Consider the following 15093-nt stretch of genomic DNA (forward strand, 5'->3'; position numbering starts at 1 on the left):
GGCGACGAAGAAGCCCGCGCGCCGGCCACATCACGAGGTCCGAAGCCGCGCCTCCCTGCGCAGCAGCCGTCTTCGCCACAGCGGGTACGTCACGGCGGTCAGCGCGAAGAACAGCGGCGCCGGGTGCCCGAGGCGCGCCGCGAGCAGCAGGTCGAGCAGCGGCACCGCGAAGAGGAAGCCCACGAACCACGCCGACGGCTCGGGCGGCCTGGCCGGGGCCGCCGCCCAGGGCGTCCGCTTCCAGGGCTTGGCAATCGACAGCCACCCCTGGAACGCAATCGCCGACGCCATCAGCGCCGGCCCGGCCAGGTGCGCGGGCGAGGCGTGCTGCTGCCCGGTGGCGAGCGCGCCGAGTTGCGGCCCGAGCAGGAAGATGCCCGCGTACAGCTGCACCAGCGTGATGACGAACTTCGCCATCACCCACCAGTACTGGAAGTAGCCCCATCGCGTCAGCGCCGAGAGCATGATCCCGGTGAAGGCAGAGGCGTTGGCCAGCTGCGCCAGCACCTGCGCGTCGAGCATCTCGGCCATCGCGTACGCCTTCGGTTCGCGGGCCGTCGTCCCGTACACCATGAGCGCGAACAGCCCCAGCGCCTGGCTCATCCAGCCGACGGAAGTGATCACGTGTAGCCAGACGAGCAGGTTCCGCGCTCCACGCGCCACGATCCCTCCCTAAGTAGACAGCCTACGTATAGACAGCCTACCTATTAGGGATCGGACTCAAGCCCGGGGATGCGCCTGACGGTAGGCCGCGCGCAGGCGGTCGATGGAGACGTGGGTGTAGATCTGCGTGGTGTTCAACGACTCATGCCCCAACAGCTCCTGGACACTGCGCAGGTCCGCACCACCTTCCAGGAGGTGGGTGGCCGCCGTGTGCCGCAGCCCGTGCGGCCCCATGTCCGGGACGCCGTCCACCTGGGCGATCCGCGAGTGGACCAGCCGCCGCACGGTGCCCTGGTCGATGCGCCCGCCCCGCACCCCCAGGAACAGCGCCGCACCCGACCTCGGCCCCACCCACAACGGACGCCCGTTGACACACCAGGCGTCCAGCGCGCGAAGCGCCGGCAGCCCGAACGGCACCGAACGTTCCTTACGTCCCTTGCCCAGCACCCTGACGACGTGCCGGTCCCGGTCCACGTCGTCGACGTCGAGCGCGCACAGCTCGCTCACCCGCACCCCTGTGGCGTACAGGAGCTCCAGGATCGCCTGATCGCGGAGGTCCTTCGGCTCGGCCGCGTTCGGGGGCCGCTCCAGAACCGCCTGCGCCTGTTCCTGGTCGAGCACCGCGGGCAGCGGCCGCACCGCCTTGGCGCTGCCCAGCAGCAGGCCGGGGTCCGCGGCCAGCCATCCCCGCCGGTGGCAGTAAGCGGTGAAGGTACGCGCGCACGCGGTCCTCCGGGCCAGCGTGGCCCGCGCCTTGCCCTCGGCATGCTGCCCGGCGAGCCACGCGCGCAATGTCGCGATGTCGAGCGCCTCGATCCGTCCACGCAGGTGGTCGAGCAGTCCCCGGATGTCCGAGAGGTAAGCCCGGACGGTATGCGGAGAAAGATCTCGTTCGAACCGCAAGTACCGTTCGAACTCCGCCACCACCTCCTCCACCCCCGAGGGGGGAGCCACCACGGCAGACGACTGAGCAAGGGGGCGAGGGTGCCCAGCCTCCCCCTCGGGAGAAACCCCCACGGCAGGCCGCTGAACGAGCGGGCGGAGGTGCCCGGCCTGCGCAGCGGGGGGAGCCACCACCTCCCCGGAGACAGGAGTCGCCGACTCCCCGCGATCATCGCCGTGCCCCACAGCCAAGCACCTCCCACCGAACACCGAGGCCACCTAATACCCCCGCAACCTCATCACACCGCACACGCACAGGGCCCGCCCAACCTCTGGGTAACTGGAGGTTCAGCACGTCATCGCACCACCCGTGAACATCAGAGGAATCGGCACGTCCTCGGGCCACCCCAACGCCATCCTCCCCGAGGAGGCGACACGGCCCTCGCCGAAAGCCTGAACAGCCTGCCCTGCAACGCCGGTCGCTGGGAAGGACCGTCATCCACAGGCTGGCCGCACTCTCCGCCATCCATCCACAGAACCTGGTTCGGCGACCCGGCCGCACCCTCGCATCCGGGAAAGTCGGCGCCCGGAGGAGGTGGCACATGGCCACGAAGAACGAACTCGGCAGGCAAGGCGAGCAGCTAGCCGTGACCTACCTGGAGGCCAAGGGGATGAAGATCCTCGAACGCAACTGGCGCTGCCGCCGCGGCGAGATCGACGTCATCGCCGAGGATGGCCCCACCCTGGTCGTCGTCGAGGTGAAGACCCGCTCGGGCCGATCGCACGGCACCGCGCTGGAGGCGGTCCGGCCCCACAAGCTGGCCCGGCTCCGCGTGCTGGCCGCCACCTGGCTGGCCACCCAGTCCCGCGGCTACGAGACGGTGCGGGTCGACGTCGTCGCCCTGGAACGGTTCGCGGGAGCCTTCGCGCTCCGGCACATCCGAGGGGTGATCTAGGTGGCGGTCGCCCGTACCCGCAGCGTGGCGCTGATCGGAGTCTCCGGCCGCAGCGTCGAGGTGGAGGCCGACGTGGGCAACGGCCTGGCGGGCATCCACCTCATCGGCCTCCCCGACGCCGCGCTGAGCGAGGCGCGGGAGCGGGTCAGGTCGGCGATGGTCAACAGCCGCTACCCGTGGCCCGACGCGCGCATCACGATCAGCCTGTTCCCCGCCAGCCTGCCCAAGCGGGGCAGCCAGTTCGACCTGTCCATCGCCGTCGCCATCCTCGGCGCCTCCGGGGTCGTTCCCGCGGAGCGCATCGCGGAGCCGTTCTTCCTGGGCGAGCTCGGCCTCGACGGCCGTCTGCGCCCGGTGCGCGGCGTCCTCCCGGCCATCCTGGGCGCGGCTGAGCAGGGCGACGCCACCGTGGTCGTTCCCGCCGCGAACGCCGCCGAGGCCGCCCTCGTGCCCGACGTCAAGGTGGTGCCCGTCGCCGACCTCCGCCAGCTCGTGGAGTGGCTGCGCAGAGGCGAGGCGCCGCCCGAGCCGGTGCCCGACGCGGCTCCCGCCACGACCCGGGTGCTCGACAGGCCGGCCGTGGACCTGTCCGACGTGGTCGGCCAGCCGGTCGCCCGCCGCGCGCTGGAGGTGTCCGCCGCGGGCGGCCACAACCTCTGGATGCTCGGCCCGCCGGGCACCGGCAAGACCCTGCTCGCCGAACGCCTGCCCACCCTGCTGCCCGACCTGGCGCTCGATCACGCCCTGGAAGTCACCGCCATCCACTCCGTGGCGGGCGTCCTGCCCCCGCAGAGCCCCATGATGAACCGCCCGCCGTTCGTCGGCCCGCACCACACCGCCACCGCAGCCGCGATCATCGGCGGGGGCAGCTCGGTGGTGCGCCCCGGCGCGGTGTCCCTGGCCCACCGGGGCGTGCTGTTCCTGGACGAGGCACCGGAGTTCCCCCGCCACGTCCTCGACGCGCTGCGCCAACCGCTGGAGTCCGGCCAGGTCACGGTGTCCCGGTCGGTGGGGTCGGTCACCTTCCCTGCCAGGTTCATCCTCGTCCTGGCCGCCAACCCGTGCCCGTGCGCCCAGGCGGACGACCAGGGCGCCAACTGCCGGTGCACGTCCACGATCAAGCGCCGCTACCTGGGCCGGCTCTCGGGCCCGCTCCTCGACCGGGTCGACATGAAGGTCACCGTGGCCCGCTCGTCCAGGCGTGAGCTGATGGCCGACCGCCAGTTCGTGGAGTCGAGCAAGACCGTGGCCGAACGCGTCCTGGTGGCCCGGGAGCGCGCGGCCAAGCGGCTGGCCGGCACCCCGTGGCGTACCAACGCGGAGATCCCCTCCTCCCTGCTGCACGCCGACTACCGCCCGCCCGACGACGCCATGAAGCCGATGACGTCCTGCCTCGACGCGGGAACGCTGAGCGCTCGGGGGCTCGACCGGGTGGTCCGCGTCGCCTGGACCCTCGCCGACCTGGCCGGCAAGAGCCACCCCGGCGAGGACGAGACGGCGGCAGCCCTGAGCTTCTGGCTGGGGGTGAGCGCGTGACCCCGCCCACTTAACGCGAGCAGGCGACCCCGCCCACTCAACGCGAGCAGGCGACCCTGTCCGCCGGAGCTGTGCAGATGACGCCGCCCGCTCAACCCGAGCAGGCGACCCCGCCCGCTGGACGTGAGGAGATGAGCCCGCGCTCGACACGAGCAGATGAGCTCGCTCACTGGACCTATGCGCTGCGACCCGCTCTCTGCACCTGCCCCGTGAGCCCGGTCACTGTGGCCGTAATCCCGCGACGACGGCCGTGCCGCCCGGCTCGTCACCCGTTACGGGGAAGAGGGCGGCACGGGCGCAGGCGTGAGTCCACTGTGGCTGCCCGACAACCGCCCCACCCGCAGTACAGCTCGGGCCGCCGGGGGGCGAGGCGGGGGCAGATGAAGGACGCCACACCACCGGCAGGCCCGGGCCCCAGCAACCACCAGCCACCACCGACGACGAAACGCCAGAAAAGGAGCAGGAAGACCGATGAGCAGCACCGAGCAGGAGGCCAGGGCGGCGCTCATGCGGGCGGCCGACGTCGGCGACACCCTCATGGGGCGCCTGGTCGCCCACTGCGGCGCGGCGAACGCCGTGGAAGCGATCCGGGCGCGGGCGCTGCCGCCCGAGTTCGCGGCGCAGGAGGCCGAGCAGGAGCGTCCTCCAGATCTCGTAGCACGACTGAACGCCTGGCACGCCCGCCTCGACGCCTCGAACCCGGCCGCCGACCTGGAGACAGGTGGCAGGCTGGGCGCCCGCCTGATCATCCCCGGCGGTCCCGAGTGGCCGACGCAGCTCGACCAGCTCGGCGCGAGCCGCCCTCTCGGCCTGTGGCTGCACGGTTCGGCGAACCTGCGCTTCTCCTGCCTCAGGTCGGTGTCGGTGGTGGGAGCCAGGGCGGCGACGGCGTACGGGCTGCACATCGCCGCGCAGTTCGGGGTGGGCCTGAGCGAGGCGGACTGGACGGTCGTCTCGGGAGGCGCGTACGGCATCGACGGCGCCGCACACCGCGGCGCCCTCGTCGGCCAGTCTCCGACGGTGATCGTACTGGCCTGCGGTGTCGACGTCTGCTACCCCAGCGGGCACCACAACCTCTTCACCGCGGTGCGTGAGCAGGGCGTCCTGGTCTCCGAATGCCCACCGGGAGTCCACCCGACCCGTGCCCGGTTCCTCATCAGAAACCGCCTCATCGCCGCTCTGTCACGCGGCACCGTCGTGGTGGAGGCGGCGCTGCGCAGCGGCGCGCTCAACACGGCGGGCCACGCCCTGTCACTCAACCGGCACCTCGCCGCCGTACCCGGCCCGACCACCTCCGGACTGTCGGCGGGCTGCCACAAACTGCTCCGCGAGCGCAAAGCGGTCTGCGTGACCTCCCCGGAGGAGATGATCGACCTGGTGGGCACCATGGGCGACGACCTCGCCTCGCACTCCCGGGGCGCCGCGGTCCCGAGGGACAGGCTCAACGAAACGGCCAAGAAGGTGCTGGACGCCGTCCCCGCCCGAGGCGGGGCCGGACCGGCCTCCATCGCCGTCGCCGCCGGCGTCAGCCTCGACGTCGCCCTCAGCGCCCTCGGCGGCCTCGGCGCAGCGGGGTACGTCGAACGCACGGACAAGGGCTGGCGCCTGCGAAGAACCACCTCCGCCGCCTACCGGAAAGCGCCGGAGTCGGCCGCCCTCGACACGCCACCCGCCCGCGAAGACGCCCCCGACGACCTCCCATTCCCGGAGGACCACCCCGACGACCTCCCCCCGGCCCCTCTCCCGACCGCCCACGGCGTTCTCACCTGACGGGCGATCCGCCCGCATCTGACAACGCGACCCGGCCGCCGCTCCGGCCAACACGAACCTGTACGTCCCAGCCCGGCAAGGATCAGCCGGCTGCCTTCAGACAGGAGGACAGACAAGCAGCGCCCCATACCCCTGATCAGGAGTCCGACGCTGTACATCTCTGACGACGGTCACGGGTCCGCGTCGCCCGTGCCCGGCACTCGCGACGGCGGCTCTTCGCGCCTGCTGCTTATCCGTCCGTCGGTCGATCTACGTCGTCCTTCCGCATGCCGCCGGACCCGCCGTTCTGCGCGGCGGCCGAGGACCAGCGTGCATGTCGAGCTCCGCCGGCAGGCGCCGCGGGCGGCCGCGCCTCGCACGGCAGCGACCCCTGGCGACCGGCAGGCCGGTGGTCTACATGCCCGAGCCCGCCCCGCGCACGCCACGGGAGCGGGCGCGGCCGTTGAACACAGGAAGTGTCGTCTCTGCGTCCGGAAGGCAGACCGTCGTCCTGCTTCGCTGATCAACGGTTGAACGCTTCAGATAGGCGAGCCGCAGCCGTTGGAGGGTTTGTACGGACGACCGATGGTTCAGACGACGCGTGGTTCGGGTGCCTCCAGCCTGGAGTACTCCATCAAGTGGGAGTTCCCGATCGAGATTCGCCCCGCTCGGCGGCTGCCACCCGCCACACTGTTGTCCGCGGCCATCGCCCCGGTCTCCTTCGATTTCGACTAGGCCCTCGAAGGATGGCGATGGCCGCCCAGACCAACGAACAACCCACCCTGACCCACAAGCCATAGGGCAGACACCGGAAAACCGGTCGTCACAAGCGGAACGCGATCTCCCGGGGTCACACTCCTGGATCCGGGCAACCCCGGAGCCCACGGCTCCCCCCACCCTGGGGACCAAGCTCACGCCCCCCGGGAACCGGTCACCCCACCCCGCGGGAACATCCCACCCTGGGGAACCCAGCTCACGCCACCCTGGGGACCCACAGCCCACGCCACCCCCGGGAACCGGCTCACACCACCCCGGGAACCGAGCTCACGCCACCCTGGGGACCCAGCCCACGCCACCCCCGGGAAACCAGCTCAACCACCTCGGGGAACCCAGCCCACGCCACCCCCGGGAAACCAGCTCAACCACCTCCGGGAACCCAGCCCACGCCACCCCCGGGAAACCAGCTCAATGACCTCGGGGAACCGGTTCACGCCGCCTTGGGGCACCGACGTCGTGAGGGCGGACTCAGCATGTGGGCGGATAAAGGGTCGGCAGGCTTGCGCCCGGCCAGCGGCGTGGGTGGGCCATGCCTCGGCCGGTCGGGCGGGTGGTGGAGGGGTGCGTTCGACAGGTCAGCCGGAGAAGCCTTCCTTGGGCATCTCCAGGTCGGCCTTGGCCAGTTCCTCGATGTTGACGTCCTTGAAGGTGACTACGCGGACGTTCTTGACGAAGCGCGCAGGACGGTACATGTCCCACACCCAGGCGTCCTGCATCTTGACGTCGAAGAAGACGTCGCCGTTCTCCGCGGTGCGGACGTCGAGGTCGACCGAGTTGGTGAGGTAGAAGCGGCGCTCAGTTTCCACGACGTATGTGAACAAACCGACGACATCGCGGTATTCGCGGTAAAGCTGCAGCTCCATCTCGGTTTCGTACTTTTCGAGATCCTCTGCGCTCATCGCGGTCCTCCTGTCGTACCGGTCCCCCGGTGTGCCTGGTCAGGCAACCCCGGCCCCCATTTCATTTTCGCCCATCCGCCTGGCCACCGTGACGAAGGAGTACCGGTGGTGCGGGCACGGGCCGTGCGTGTCCAGGGCAAGGCGATGCCCTGGGGTGACATATCCCTTGTGGTCGGCGAAACCGTACTGCGGGAAGCTGGTGTCCAGATCCACCATGAGGCGGTCCCTTGTCACCTTGGCCACGATCGACGCCGCCGCCACGCATGCGGCCACCTGATCCCCCTTCCAGACGGCCAGCGACGGCGCCGGCAGTCCTGGCACTGGGAAGCCGTCGATGAGGATGTACTCCGGATCACAGGCCAACTGCGCGACGGCCCGCCGCATTCCCGAGACGTTGCACCTGTGCAAACCCTTGGCGTCGATCTCCTCTGGCGGGATCACGACGACGCCCACGTGCGATCTGGCGACGATCTGTTCGTACAGGCGTTCGCGCACCGCCGGGGAGAGCAGTTTGGAGTCACCCAAGCCGTCGACGGGCCTGCGCAGGACGACGGCCGCCACGACGAGAGGGCCGGCGCAGGCTCCGCGGCCCGCCTCGTCGACGCCGGCGATCGGGGTGAGGCCGCGGCGAGCCAGCGCCCGCTCATAGGCGTAGAGTCCGGAATCTCGCCGGACGACGCTTGGCCGAGGGCGGAACGCAACTGTCATGACAGAGGCAGCGTACGCCCCAATCGCCGCAAACCGCGACTGGAAGCCCCTTACTTGACCCCGCAATGGCTTGACGAAGCAGCTGCCGCGCCCCCGCGCCCACCCGCGCCGTTCGGAGCAACCCCGCCGGACACGATGAGGGCCCTGGTGGGAGCCTCCCATGACGGCCCGGGACAGCGACTTGATCCCACAAGCCGACACGCCTCGGGGCCGCCCCTGGCACTGGCTGCCTGGGGCGTCGCGGTGACCGGGGACGAGTGCTGCGGTGCTGGGAGACGGACCCCACGGCGACCGGCGACCAGCCCCGCACGACTGGAGCAGACCCCAGCGGCTACCGGGGACGAATGCTGCAGCGATGGGAGACCGACGGGGCCCATAAGCACCTGGGATGGAAACGGACGGGCCCTATGGCCACCGGGGACAGGCCCTGCGGTGATGGGAAACGGGCCCCACCGCCACCGGCGACCAGCCCCGCATGACTGGAGCAGACCCCACGACCACCGGCGACGAACCCTGCATCCTTCGAAACAGGGCCTATGGTCACCACGGATGGAAACAGGCCGGCCCAATGGTGGGCAGCGACGAGCCCCGCGTCATTGGAGACGGGCCCTACGGTCACCGGCGACGAGCCCTGCGTCATTCGAATCGGGCCCTGTTGTGGCCGGGGGCGGGCGCTGTGGTGGTCTGACGGCCCTTTGGGTGAAGCTGTTGTGGCCGCCTCGCGGTGTCGGCGTCGGTTCGGGTTCCCGCACCGACGCCGGTGTGGCCCGGGCTCTTACTTGATTTTGTCGAACGTTTCCGGGCGGGTGAAGATCGTGGCGCGGTTGAGGGGCCAGTAGCGGACCACGGCGACGCCGATGACGTCGTCCTCCGAGATGAAGCCGGCTCCGGGCTCCTCCATGTGGGAGCGGGAGTCGGCTGACGCGGTGCGGTGGTCGCCCATGAGCCAGAGTTTGCCCGGCGGAACCGTGACCTTGAACTCCTCGCCGGACGGGTAGTCGCCGGGGTAGAGGTACGACTCCTCGTCGAGCGGTGTGCCGTTGACGGTGACGCGACGCTTGGAGTCGCAGCAGGCCACCTTGTCGCCGCCGACGCCGATGACGCGCTTGATGGTGTCCTCGCCGCCCCGCCAGCCCTTGAAGACGATGATGTCGCCGCGGTCGGGCTTGCCGGCGAGTTTGTTGACGAAGACGCGGTCGTTGATGAGGAGGGTGTTCTCCATCGACTCGGACGGGATGTAGAACGACCCGACGACGAACGTCTGCAGGAGGAGCGCGATGCCCACGCCGAGCACCAGCAGCAGGATCGTCTCGCGGAATCCGCCCTTTTTCTTCTCTTTCGCCACGCCCTCCGCCTTCTCGGTGACGGCCATCAGCGCTTCCTTCCGAGCCACCGCCGACGGACCAGGACCAAGGGTACGGCCAGTGTGAACCCTGCGACCAGCGGGGCGGACCCGCCGAGCGCCTGGAGTGAGGGCTGCGCGAACGTGTCGGGGATGGACAGCGTCGTCATGCGGTTGAACGGCCAGACGATCACGAAGGCGCGGCCGATGACCTGGCTCTCGGGGATGGAGCCGCCGCCGGGGTCTCCGGTGTGGGAACGCGAGTCGAGCGAGACGGAGCGGTGGTCGCCCATCACCCACAGCCGGCCGGGCGGCACGGTGATGTCGAAGAACCGGTCGGAGGGGACGTTGCCCGGGTAGAGGTAGCTCTCCTCGTCGATCGGGGTGCCGTTGACGGTGATGCGGCCCTTGGTGTCGCAGCACTTGACGTGGTCGCCGCCGACGCCGATGACGCGCTTGATGTAGTCCTTCTCGCCGGGGACGATGCCGAACGCGGTGCCGACCCAGCGGAAGAAGCCGGCGACGGGGTTGGACGGCTCTTCGAGCTGGAACTCGCCGTCCCAGGAGTCGACGCCGGAGAAGACCACGACGTCGCCGCGCTCGATGTCACGGGTGTGGTAGACGAGCTTGTTCACCAGGACGCGGTCGTTCTTGAGGAGGGTGTTCTCCATCGACTCCGAGGGGATGTAGAACGCCTGGACGACGAACGTCTTGATGATCAGTGCCAGCACCAGCGCCACGACGACGAGAACGGGAAGTTCTTTCCAGAACGACCCCTTCTTCTCGTTTTTCCCGCCCTTTGCCGGCATCTGAGTCTCTTCGGCGACCACGTCCACCTCGTCCTCGACAGGGCGGCGCGACGCGCCGTACTCCTGGCTCTCGCTAGTCATCGGTGACGAGCCTAGATGATTGGGCGGCTCGACAAGCCTCGACCGACGTTACACCCAAGCCCGAGTCGCTCCACATAAAGGAAACGGCCCTGTAAAGCCGAATGGCCCGCGCACTGCGCGGGCCATTCGGGGAAGAACGCGGGTTACTTGGCGGCGGTCGTCTCGCGCTTCTCGCGGATGCGGGCGGCCTTGCCGCGCAGGTCGCGCATGTAGTAGAGCTTGGCGCGGCGGACGTCGCCACGGGTCACGAGAACGATCTTCTCGATGACCGGGCTGTGCACCGGGAAGGTGCGCTCGACGCCGACGCCGTAGCTGACCTTGCGGACCGTGAAGGTCTCGCGGGCGCCGCTGCCCTGACGGCGCAGCACGAAGCCCTTGAAGACCTGGATGCGGGAGCGGTTGCCTTCCACGACCCGGACGTGCACCTCAAGGGTGTCACCGGGACGGAAGTTCGGCACGTCGCTGCGCAGGGTCGCCTTCTCGAGCTCCTGGATCTTCGTGTGCATGAGAGCTAGTCCTCAAGTCCTCGTGAGCACGCGGAGGTCCACCCGGCCAGAGCTCGTGGCGGACACGCCTGCTGATGTGAAGCGCCCGGGACCGTTTCCCGGGCATGACGGACCGACCGTGTGATGGTCGGCAGCGATTCAGTTTGCCACATCTTCCGGCCCGACGCGAAACGCCAGCTCCCCCAGGAGCTTCCTGTCGTGCTTGTCGAGCGTGGCGGGGTCGAGCGCCGCGGCGAGGTCGGGACGGTTGCGCACGGTGCGCCGCAGCGCCTCGTCGCGCCGCCACCTGGCGACGTTCCCGTGGTGCCCGGACAGCAGCACGCCGGGCACCTCGTGCCCGCGCCAGACCGGCGGCTTGGTGTAGACGGGCCCCTCGACGAGGTTCTGCATCGAGCCGGGCGCGAACGAGTCGTCGGTGACGGAGTTGACGTTGCCGAGGACGCCGGGCAGCAGCCTGCCGACCGCCTCGACCATCACCAGCACCGCGACCTCTCCCCCGGCCAGGACGTAGTCGCCGATGCTGACCTCGTCCACCTGCAGGCGGGAGCCGTACTCGGCCATGACGCGGGAGTCGATGCCCTCGTACCGGCCGCAGGCGAACAGCAGCCACGGCTCGCCGGCGAGCTCCTGCGCGAGCTCCTGGGTGAACGGCCTGCCGCTCGGCGTGGGCACGATCATGCGCGGCTTGCCCTCGCCGATCACGTCGTCGATGGCCTCGCCCCACACCTCGGGCTTCATGACCATGCCGGGCCCGCCGCCGTAGGGGGTGTCGTCGACGGTCTTGTGCACGTCGTGGGTCCAGTCGCGCAGCTGGTGCACCCGTACGTCGAGGGTGCCGCGCTCGCGGGCCTTGCCGATGAGCGAGACGTCGAGCGGCGCGAAGTACTCGGGGAAGATCGAGATGATGTCGAGCCGCATCACAGCAGCCCCTCGGGCGGATCGACGACCAGGCGGCCCGCCTGCAGGTCGACCACGGGCACCAGGGCCTTGACGAACGGGATGAGCGCCTCGTCGCGGCCGCTCCTGCGGACGACGAGGAGGTCCTGGCCGTGGTGGAGGACGTCGGTGACCTCGCCGACGGCCTCGCCGGAGACGGTCTCGACGGCCAGCCCGATGAGCTCGTGGTCGTGGAACTCGTCGGGGTCGGCGAGCGGCTCCACCTCGGCGGAGTCGATGACGAGCATGGTGCCGCGCAGCTCCTCGGCGGCGTCGCGGTCGTGGACGCCCTCCAGCGACAGCAGCAGCATGCCCTTGTGCCAGCGGCGGCCCTCGACGACGACCGGCCCGCGCCCGGGCGGGTCGGTGGCGACGGACGCGCCGACGGCGAAACGCAGATCGGGATCGTCGGTGCGCACCTCCACGGTGACCTCACCGCGAACCCCGTGCGGGCGGCCTATCCGGCCGACGACCAGCTGCACCGATACCTTCCCTTCCAACGCGAGCGCCCCCATCGGCAGGAACCGATGAGGGCGCGGAAACCTGACGCTAACGGACCGCTTCGTGCAGGTCGAGGAGGTCGACTCGCACGTACTTCCCGTCGGCCAGGGCGTTCACGACGGTGCGCAGCGCCTTGGCGGTGCGCCCGCCGCGTCCGATGACCTTGCCCAGGTCCTCGGGGTGCACCCGGACCTCCAGGACGCGCCCGCTGCGGATGCGGCGAGCGCGGACCCGGACATCGTCGGGATGTTCGACGATGCCCTTGACGAGGTGCTCGAGGGCCTCCTCGAGCACGTCAGGCCTCGCCCTCGGTCTGGGTCTCGGCGGGGGCCTCGGCCTCGTCCTTCTTCTTGGCCTTCTTCGGCGTGGTGGCGGCCGTGCCGGTGTCGCCACCGGACAGGGCCTCCTTGGCCGCGGCCTCGTAGATGGCGTGACGGTCAGGCGCGGGCTCGGCGACCTTCAGAGGAGCAGGGGCGGGCTCGCCCTTGAACTTCTGCCAGTCGCCGGTGAGCTTGAGCAGCTTGAGAACCGGCTCGGTCGGCTGCGCGCCGACACCCAGCCAGTAAGCCGCACGCTCGGCGTTGACCTCGATGCGCGAAGGGTTCTCCTTCGGGTGGTACAGGCCGATCTCCTCGATCGCCCGGCCGTCACGCTTGGTGCGGCTGTCGGCGACGACGATACGGTACTGAGCGTTGCGGATCATGCCGAGCCGCTTGAGCTTGATCTTGACTGCCACGGGTGTGGTCTCTCCTGCATTCGAGCGTGGGTGAACGGCGTCTCACCGAGTGGGGCACGACGAGACGACGCTCCAGGGACAGACGCGGCCTGCGGGAGGTGAGAGGGCACCCGCCTGGTCACGGTGTTCCAACATGTCATTGTGCCAGATCGACGGCACTGCCCAGGACGCGACGCGGCGGTGCGACGCAAAGCCTCGGCAAGCCCGCCGCCGCCACCAGGCCCGCCCTCCGGAACCCCTGATCCCCTCCGGGAAGACCCGGAAGACCCGGGAGGCGACCGCCGCCGCGCGGAAGCCCTGTCCCCTTCCGAACCGCCGCCGCGCGGGAGCCCTGACCTCTTCCAAACCGCCGCCGCGCGGGAGCCCTGACCTCTTCCGAACCGCCGCCGCGCGGGAGCCCTGACCTCTTCCAAACCGCCGCTGGGCGGAAGCCCAGATCGCAGGGCCCGCCCGGCGGGGTGTCAGTTCTGGCCGGGCAGCTTGAACTTGGACGGGTCGAACCCGGGCGGCAGCTCGACGCCCGGAGGCAGCTTGCCGCCCAGGTTGCCGAGGAGCCCGCCCGGCTTGGGCTCGGGCTGCGACTCGGCCGCGCCCGAACGCTCCAGCGCCGCCTTGCGCGGGTCGCCGCTGACGCGCCGCCCCTTCTTGGCCTTCTTCGCCGCCTTGGCCGCCTTGCCGCGGCCGCCCGGCATGCCGGGGATGCCCATGCCGCCGGCCATCCGCTTCATCATCTTCTGCGCTTCGAAGAAGCGGGTGACGAGGTTGCTGACGGCGGTGACGGTGACGCCGGAGCCGGCCGCGATGCGGGCGCGCCGCGAACCGTTGATGATCTTCGGGTCCTGGCGCTCGGCGGGCGTCATCGAGCGGATGATGGCGGCGATGCGGTCGAGGTCGCGGTCGTCGATCGAGTTGATCTGGTCGCGCATCTGCCCCATGCCGGGCATCATGCCGAGCAGGTTCTTGATGGGGCCCATCTTCTGGACCATCATCATCTGCTCGAGGAAGTCCTCGAGGGTGAAGTCCTGGCCCGAGGTGAGCTTGCCCGCCATCTTGGCGGCCTGCTCCTCGTCGAAGGTCTTCTGCGCCTGCTCGATCAGGGTGAGGATGTCACCCATGTCGAGGATGCGGGACGCCATCCGGTCGGGGTGGAAGGCGTCGAAGTCCTCGAGCTTCTCGCCGGTGGAGGCGAACATGATCGGCTTGCCGGTGATGTGCCTGACCGACAGGGCCGCGCCGCCTCGCGCGTCGCCGTCGAGCTTGGTGAGCACGACGCCGTCGAAACCGACGCCTTCCATGAACGCCTGCGCCGTGGTGACGGCGTCCTGGCCGATCATGGCGTCGACCACGAACAGGACCTCGTCGGGCCTGACCGCGTCGCGGATGTCGGCGGCCTGCTGCATCATCTCCTGGTCGATGCCCAGGCGGCCGGCGGTGTCGATGATGACGATGTCGTGCTGCAGGCGCCTGGCCTCGTCGAGGGAGCGGCGGGCCACGGCGATCGGGTCGCCGACTCCGCTGCCCGGCTCGGGCGCGTACACGGCGACCTGCGCGCGCTCGCCGACGACCTGGAGCTGCTGCACCGCGTTGGGCCGCTGGAGGTCGGCGGCGACCAGCATGGGCGTGTGGCCCTGCTCGCGCAGCCAGCGGGCCAGCTTGCCCGCCAGGGTGGTCTTACCGGCGCCCTGCAGACCCGCGAGCATGATGACCGTGGGCGGCGTCTTGGCGAAGCGGAGCCTTCTGGTCTCGCCGCCGAGGATCTCGATCAGCTCGTCATTGACGATCTTGACGACCTGCTGCGCCGGGTTGAGCGCCTGGGAGACCTCGGCGCCGCGGGCGCGCTCCTTGATCTGGGCGACGAACGCCTTGACCACCGGGAGCGCGACATCGGCCTCGAGCAGCGCGATGCGGATCTCGCGGGTGGTGGCGTCGATGTCGGCATCGGACAGCCGACCCTTGGATCGGAGGGAGGAGAAGACCGCTGTGAGCCGGTCGGATAGCGTCTCGAACACGTG

15 protein-coding genes are annotated in these 15093 nt (G+C 70.2%); 3 read left to right on the forward strand and 12 right to left on the reverse strand.

The window, feature by feature from the left end:
* Window positions 1-30: 30 nt before the first annotated feature.
* Window positions 31-624, reverse strand: coding sequence for a hypothetical protein (locus tag BMX74_RS21535; protein WP_055507268.1), 594 nt, complete (start codon window positions 622-624; stop codon window positions 31-33).
* A gap of 96 nt (window positions 625-720) precedes the next feature.
* Window positions 721-1599: a tyrosine recombinase XerC gene (locus BMX74_RS21540; RefSeq protein WP_337959856.1), complete on the reverse strand. Its 879-nt coding sequence runs from the start codon at window positions 1597-1599 to the stop codon at window positions 721-723.
* 548 nt (window positions 1600-2147) lie between these two features.
* Between BMX74_RS21540 and BMX74_RS21545 the strand changes: the two genes are divergently transcribed.
* The 3 genes from BMX74_RS21545 (at window position 2148) to dprA (ending at window position 5807) form a co-directional block, all read left to right on the forward strand.
* Complete coding sequence (locus BMX74_RS21545; RefSeq protein WP_055507266.1) at window positions 2148-2501, forward strand: YraN family protein; 354 nt, start codon at window positions 2148-2150, stop codon at window positions 2499-2501.
* The gene (locus BMX74_RS21550; RefSeq protein WP_091102401.1) at window positions 2502-4037 is read left to right on the forward strand and encodes a YifB family Mg chelatase-like AAA ATPase; all 1536 of its coding nucleotides are present in this window, start codon (window positions 2502-2504) and stop codon (window positions 4035-4037) included.
* A gap of 471 nt (window positions 4038-4508) precedes the next feature.
* On the forward strand, window positions 4509-5807 hold the full coding sequence (gene dprA, locus BMX74_RS21555; RefSeq protein WP_091102403.1) for a DNA-processing protein DprA: 1299 nt from the start codon (window positions 4509-4511) through the stop codon (window positions 5805-5807).
* Between the two features lie 1331 nt (window positions 5808-7138).
* On the opposite strand, the gene BMX74_RS21560 is transcribed toward dprA, so the two are convergent.
* The 10 genes from BMX74_RS21560 to ffh form a co-directional block, all read right to left on the reverse strand.
* Window positions 7139-7462 carry a DUF2469 domain-containing protein gene (locus BMX74_RS21560; protein WP_055507262.1) on the reverse strand — a complete coding sequence of 108 codons (324 nt, stop codon included), beginning with the start codon at window positions 7460-7462 and terminating at the stop codon, window positions 7139-7141.
* Between the two features lie 39 nt (window positions 7463-7501).
* Entirely contained in the window at window positions 7502-8170 is a 669-nt protein-coding gene (locus tag BMX74_RS21565) for a ribonuclease HII (protein WP_055507260.1), read from the reverse strand.
* A gap of 775 nt (window positions 8171-8945) precedes the next feature.
* Complete coding sequence (gene lepB / locus BMX74_RS21570) at window positions 8946-9542, reverse strand: signal peptidase I (protein ID WP_055507258.1); 597 nt, start codon at window positions 9540-9542, stop codon at window positions 8946-8948.
* Window positions 9542-10402 carry a signal peptidase I gene (gene lepB, locus BMX74_RS21575; RefSeq protein WP_055507256.1) on the reverse strand — a complete coding sequence of 287 codons (861 nt, stop codon included), beginning with the start codon at window positions 10400-10402 and terminating at the stop codon, window positions 9542-9544. The genes lepB (BMX74_RS21570) and lepB (BMX74_RS21575) overlap by 1 nt, the downstream gene beginning before the upstream one ends.
* A gap of 143 nt (window positions 10403-10545) precedes the next feature.
* Window positions 10546-10908 (reverse strand): 50S ribosomal protein L19, encoded by a 363-nt coding sequence (gene rplS / locus BMX74_RS21580; protein WP_055507254.1) that lies wholly within the window; start codon window positions 10906-10908, stop codon window positions 10546-10548.
* Window positions 10909-11046: 138 nt separating this feature from the next.
* Complete coding sequence (trmD, locus tag BMX74_RS21585; RefSeq protein ID WP_091102405.1) at window positions 11047-11826, reverse strand: tRNA (guanosine(37)-N1)-methyltransferase TrmD; 780 nt, start codon at window positions 11824-11826, stop codon at window positions 11047-11049.
* On the reverse strand, window positions 11826-12326 hold the full coding sequence (rimM, locus tag BMX74_RS21590; RefSeq protein WP_055507250.1) for a ribosome maturation factor RimM: 501 nt from the start codon (window positions 12324-12326) through the stop codon (window positions 11826-11828). The genes trmD and rimM overlap by 1 nt, the downstream gene beginning before the upstream one ends.
* 67 nt (window positions 12327-12393) lie before the next feature.
* Window positions 12394-12639 (reverse strand): RNA-binding protein, encoded by a 246-nt coding sequence (locus tag BMX74_RS21595; RefSeq protein ID WP_043634919.1) that lies wholly within the window; start codon window positions 12637-12639, stop codon window positions 12394-12396.
* A gap of 1 nt (window position 12640) precedes the next feature.
* A complete protein-coding gene (gene rpsP, locus BMX74_RS21600; RefSeq protein ID WP_055507248.1) occupies window positions 12641-13081 on the reverse strand; it encodes a 30S ribosomal protein S16 in 441 nt (146 codons plus the stop codon).
* Between the two features lie 461 nt (window positions 13082-13542).
* Window positions 13543-15090 carry a signal recognition particle protein gene (gene ffh, locus BMX74_RS21605; RefSeq protein WP_055507246.1) on the reverse strand — a complete coding sequence of 516 codons (1548 nt, stop codon included), beginning with the start codon at window positions 15088-15090 and terminating at the stop codon, window positions 13543-13545.
* Between the last annotated feature and the right edge of the window lie 3 nt (window positions 15091-15093).

The organism is Nonomuraea pusilla, from assembly GCF_900109355.1.
In the GTDB taxonomy this organism is placed as follows: domain Bacteria; phylum Actinomycetota; class Actinomycetes; order Streptosporangiales; family Streptosporangiaceae; genus Nonomuraea; species Nonomuraea pusilla.

Coding starts and splice junctions, on each gene's coding strand:
- BMX74_RS21545 (WP_055507266.1), top strand. CDS start 2,148: ATGGCCACGAAGAACGAACTCGGCAGGCAAGGCGAGCAGCTAGCCGTG.
- dprA (WP_091102403.1), top strand. CDS start 4,509: ATGAGCAGCACCGAGCAGGAGGCCAGGGCGGCGCTCATGCGGGCGGCC.
- BMX74_RS21560 (WP_055507262.1), bottom strand. CDS start 7,462: ATGAGCGCAGAGGATCTCGAAAAGTACGAAACCGAGATGGAGCTGCAG.
- BMX74_RS21565 (WP_055507260.1), bottom strand. CDS start 8,170: ATGACAGTTGCGTTCCGCCCTCGGCCAAGCGTCGTCCGGCGAGATTCC.
- lepB (WP_055507258.1), bottom strand. CDS start 9,542: ATGGCCGTCACCGAGAAGGCGGAGGGCGTGGCGAAAGAGAAGAAAAAG.
- lepB (WP_055507256.1), bottom strand. CDS start 10,402: ATGACTAGCGAGAGCCAGGAGTACGGCGCGTCGCGCCGCCCTGTCGAG.
- rplS (WP_055507254.1), bottom strand. CDS start 10,908: ATGCACACGAAGATCCAGGAGCTCGAGAAGGCGACCCTGCGCAGCGAC.
- trmD (WP_091102405.1), bottom strand. CDS start 11,826: ATGCGGCTCGACATCATCTCGATCTTCCCCGAGTACTTCGCGCCGCTC.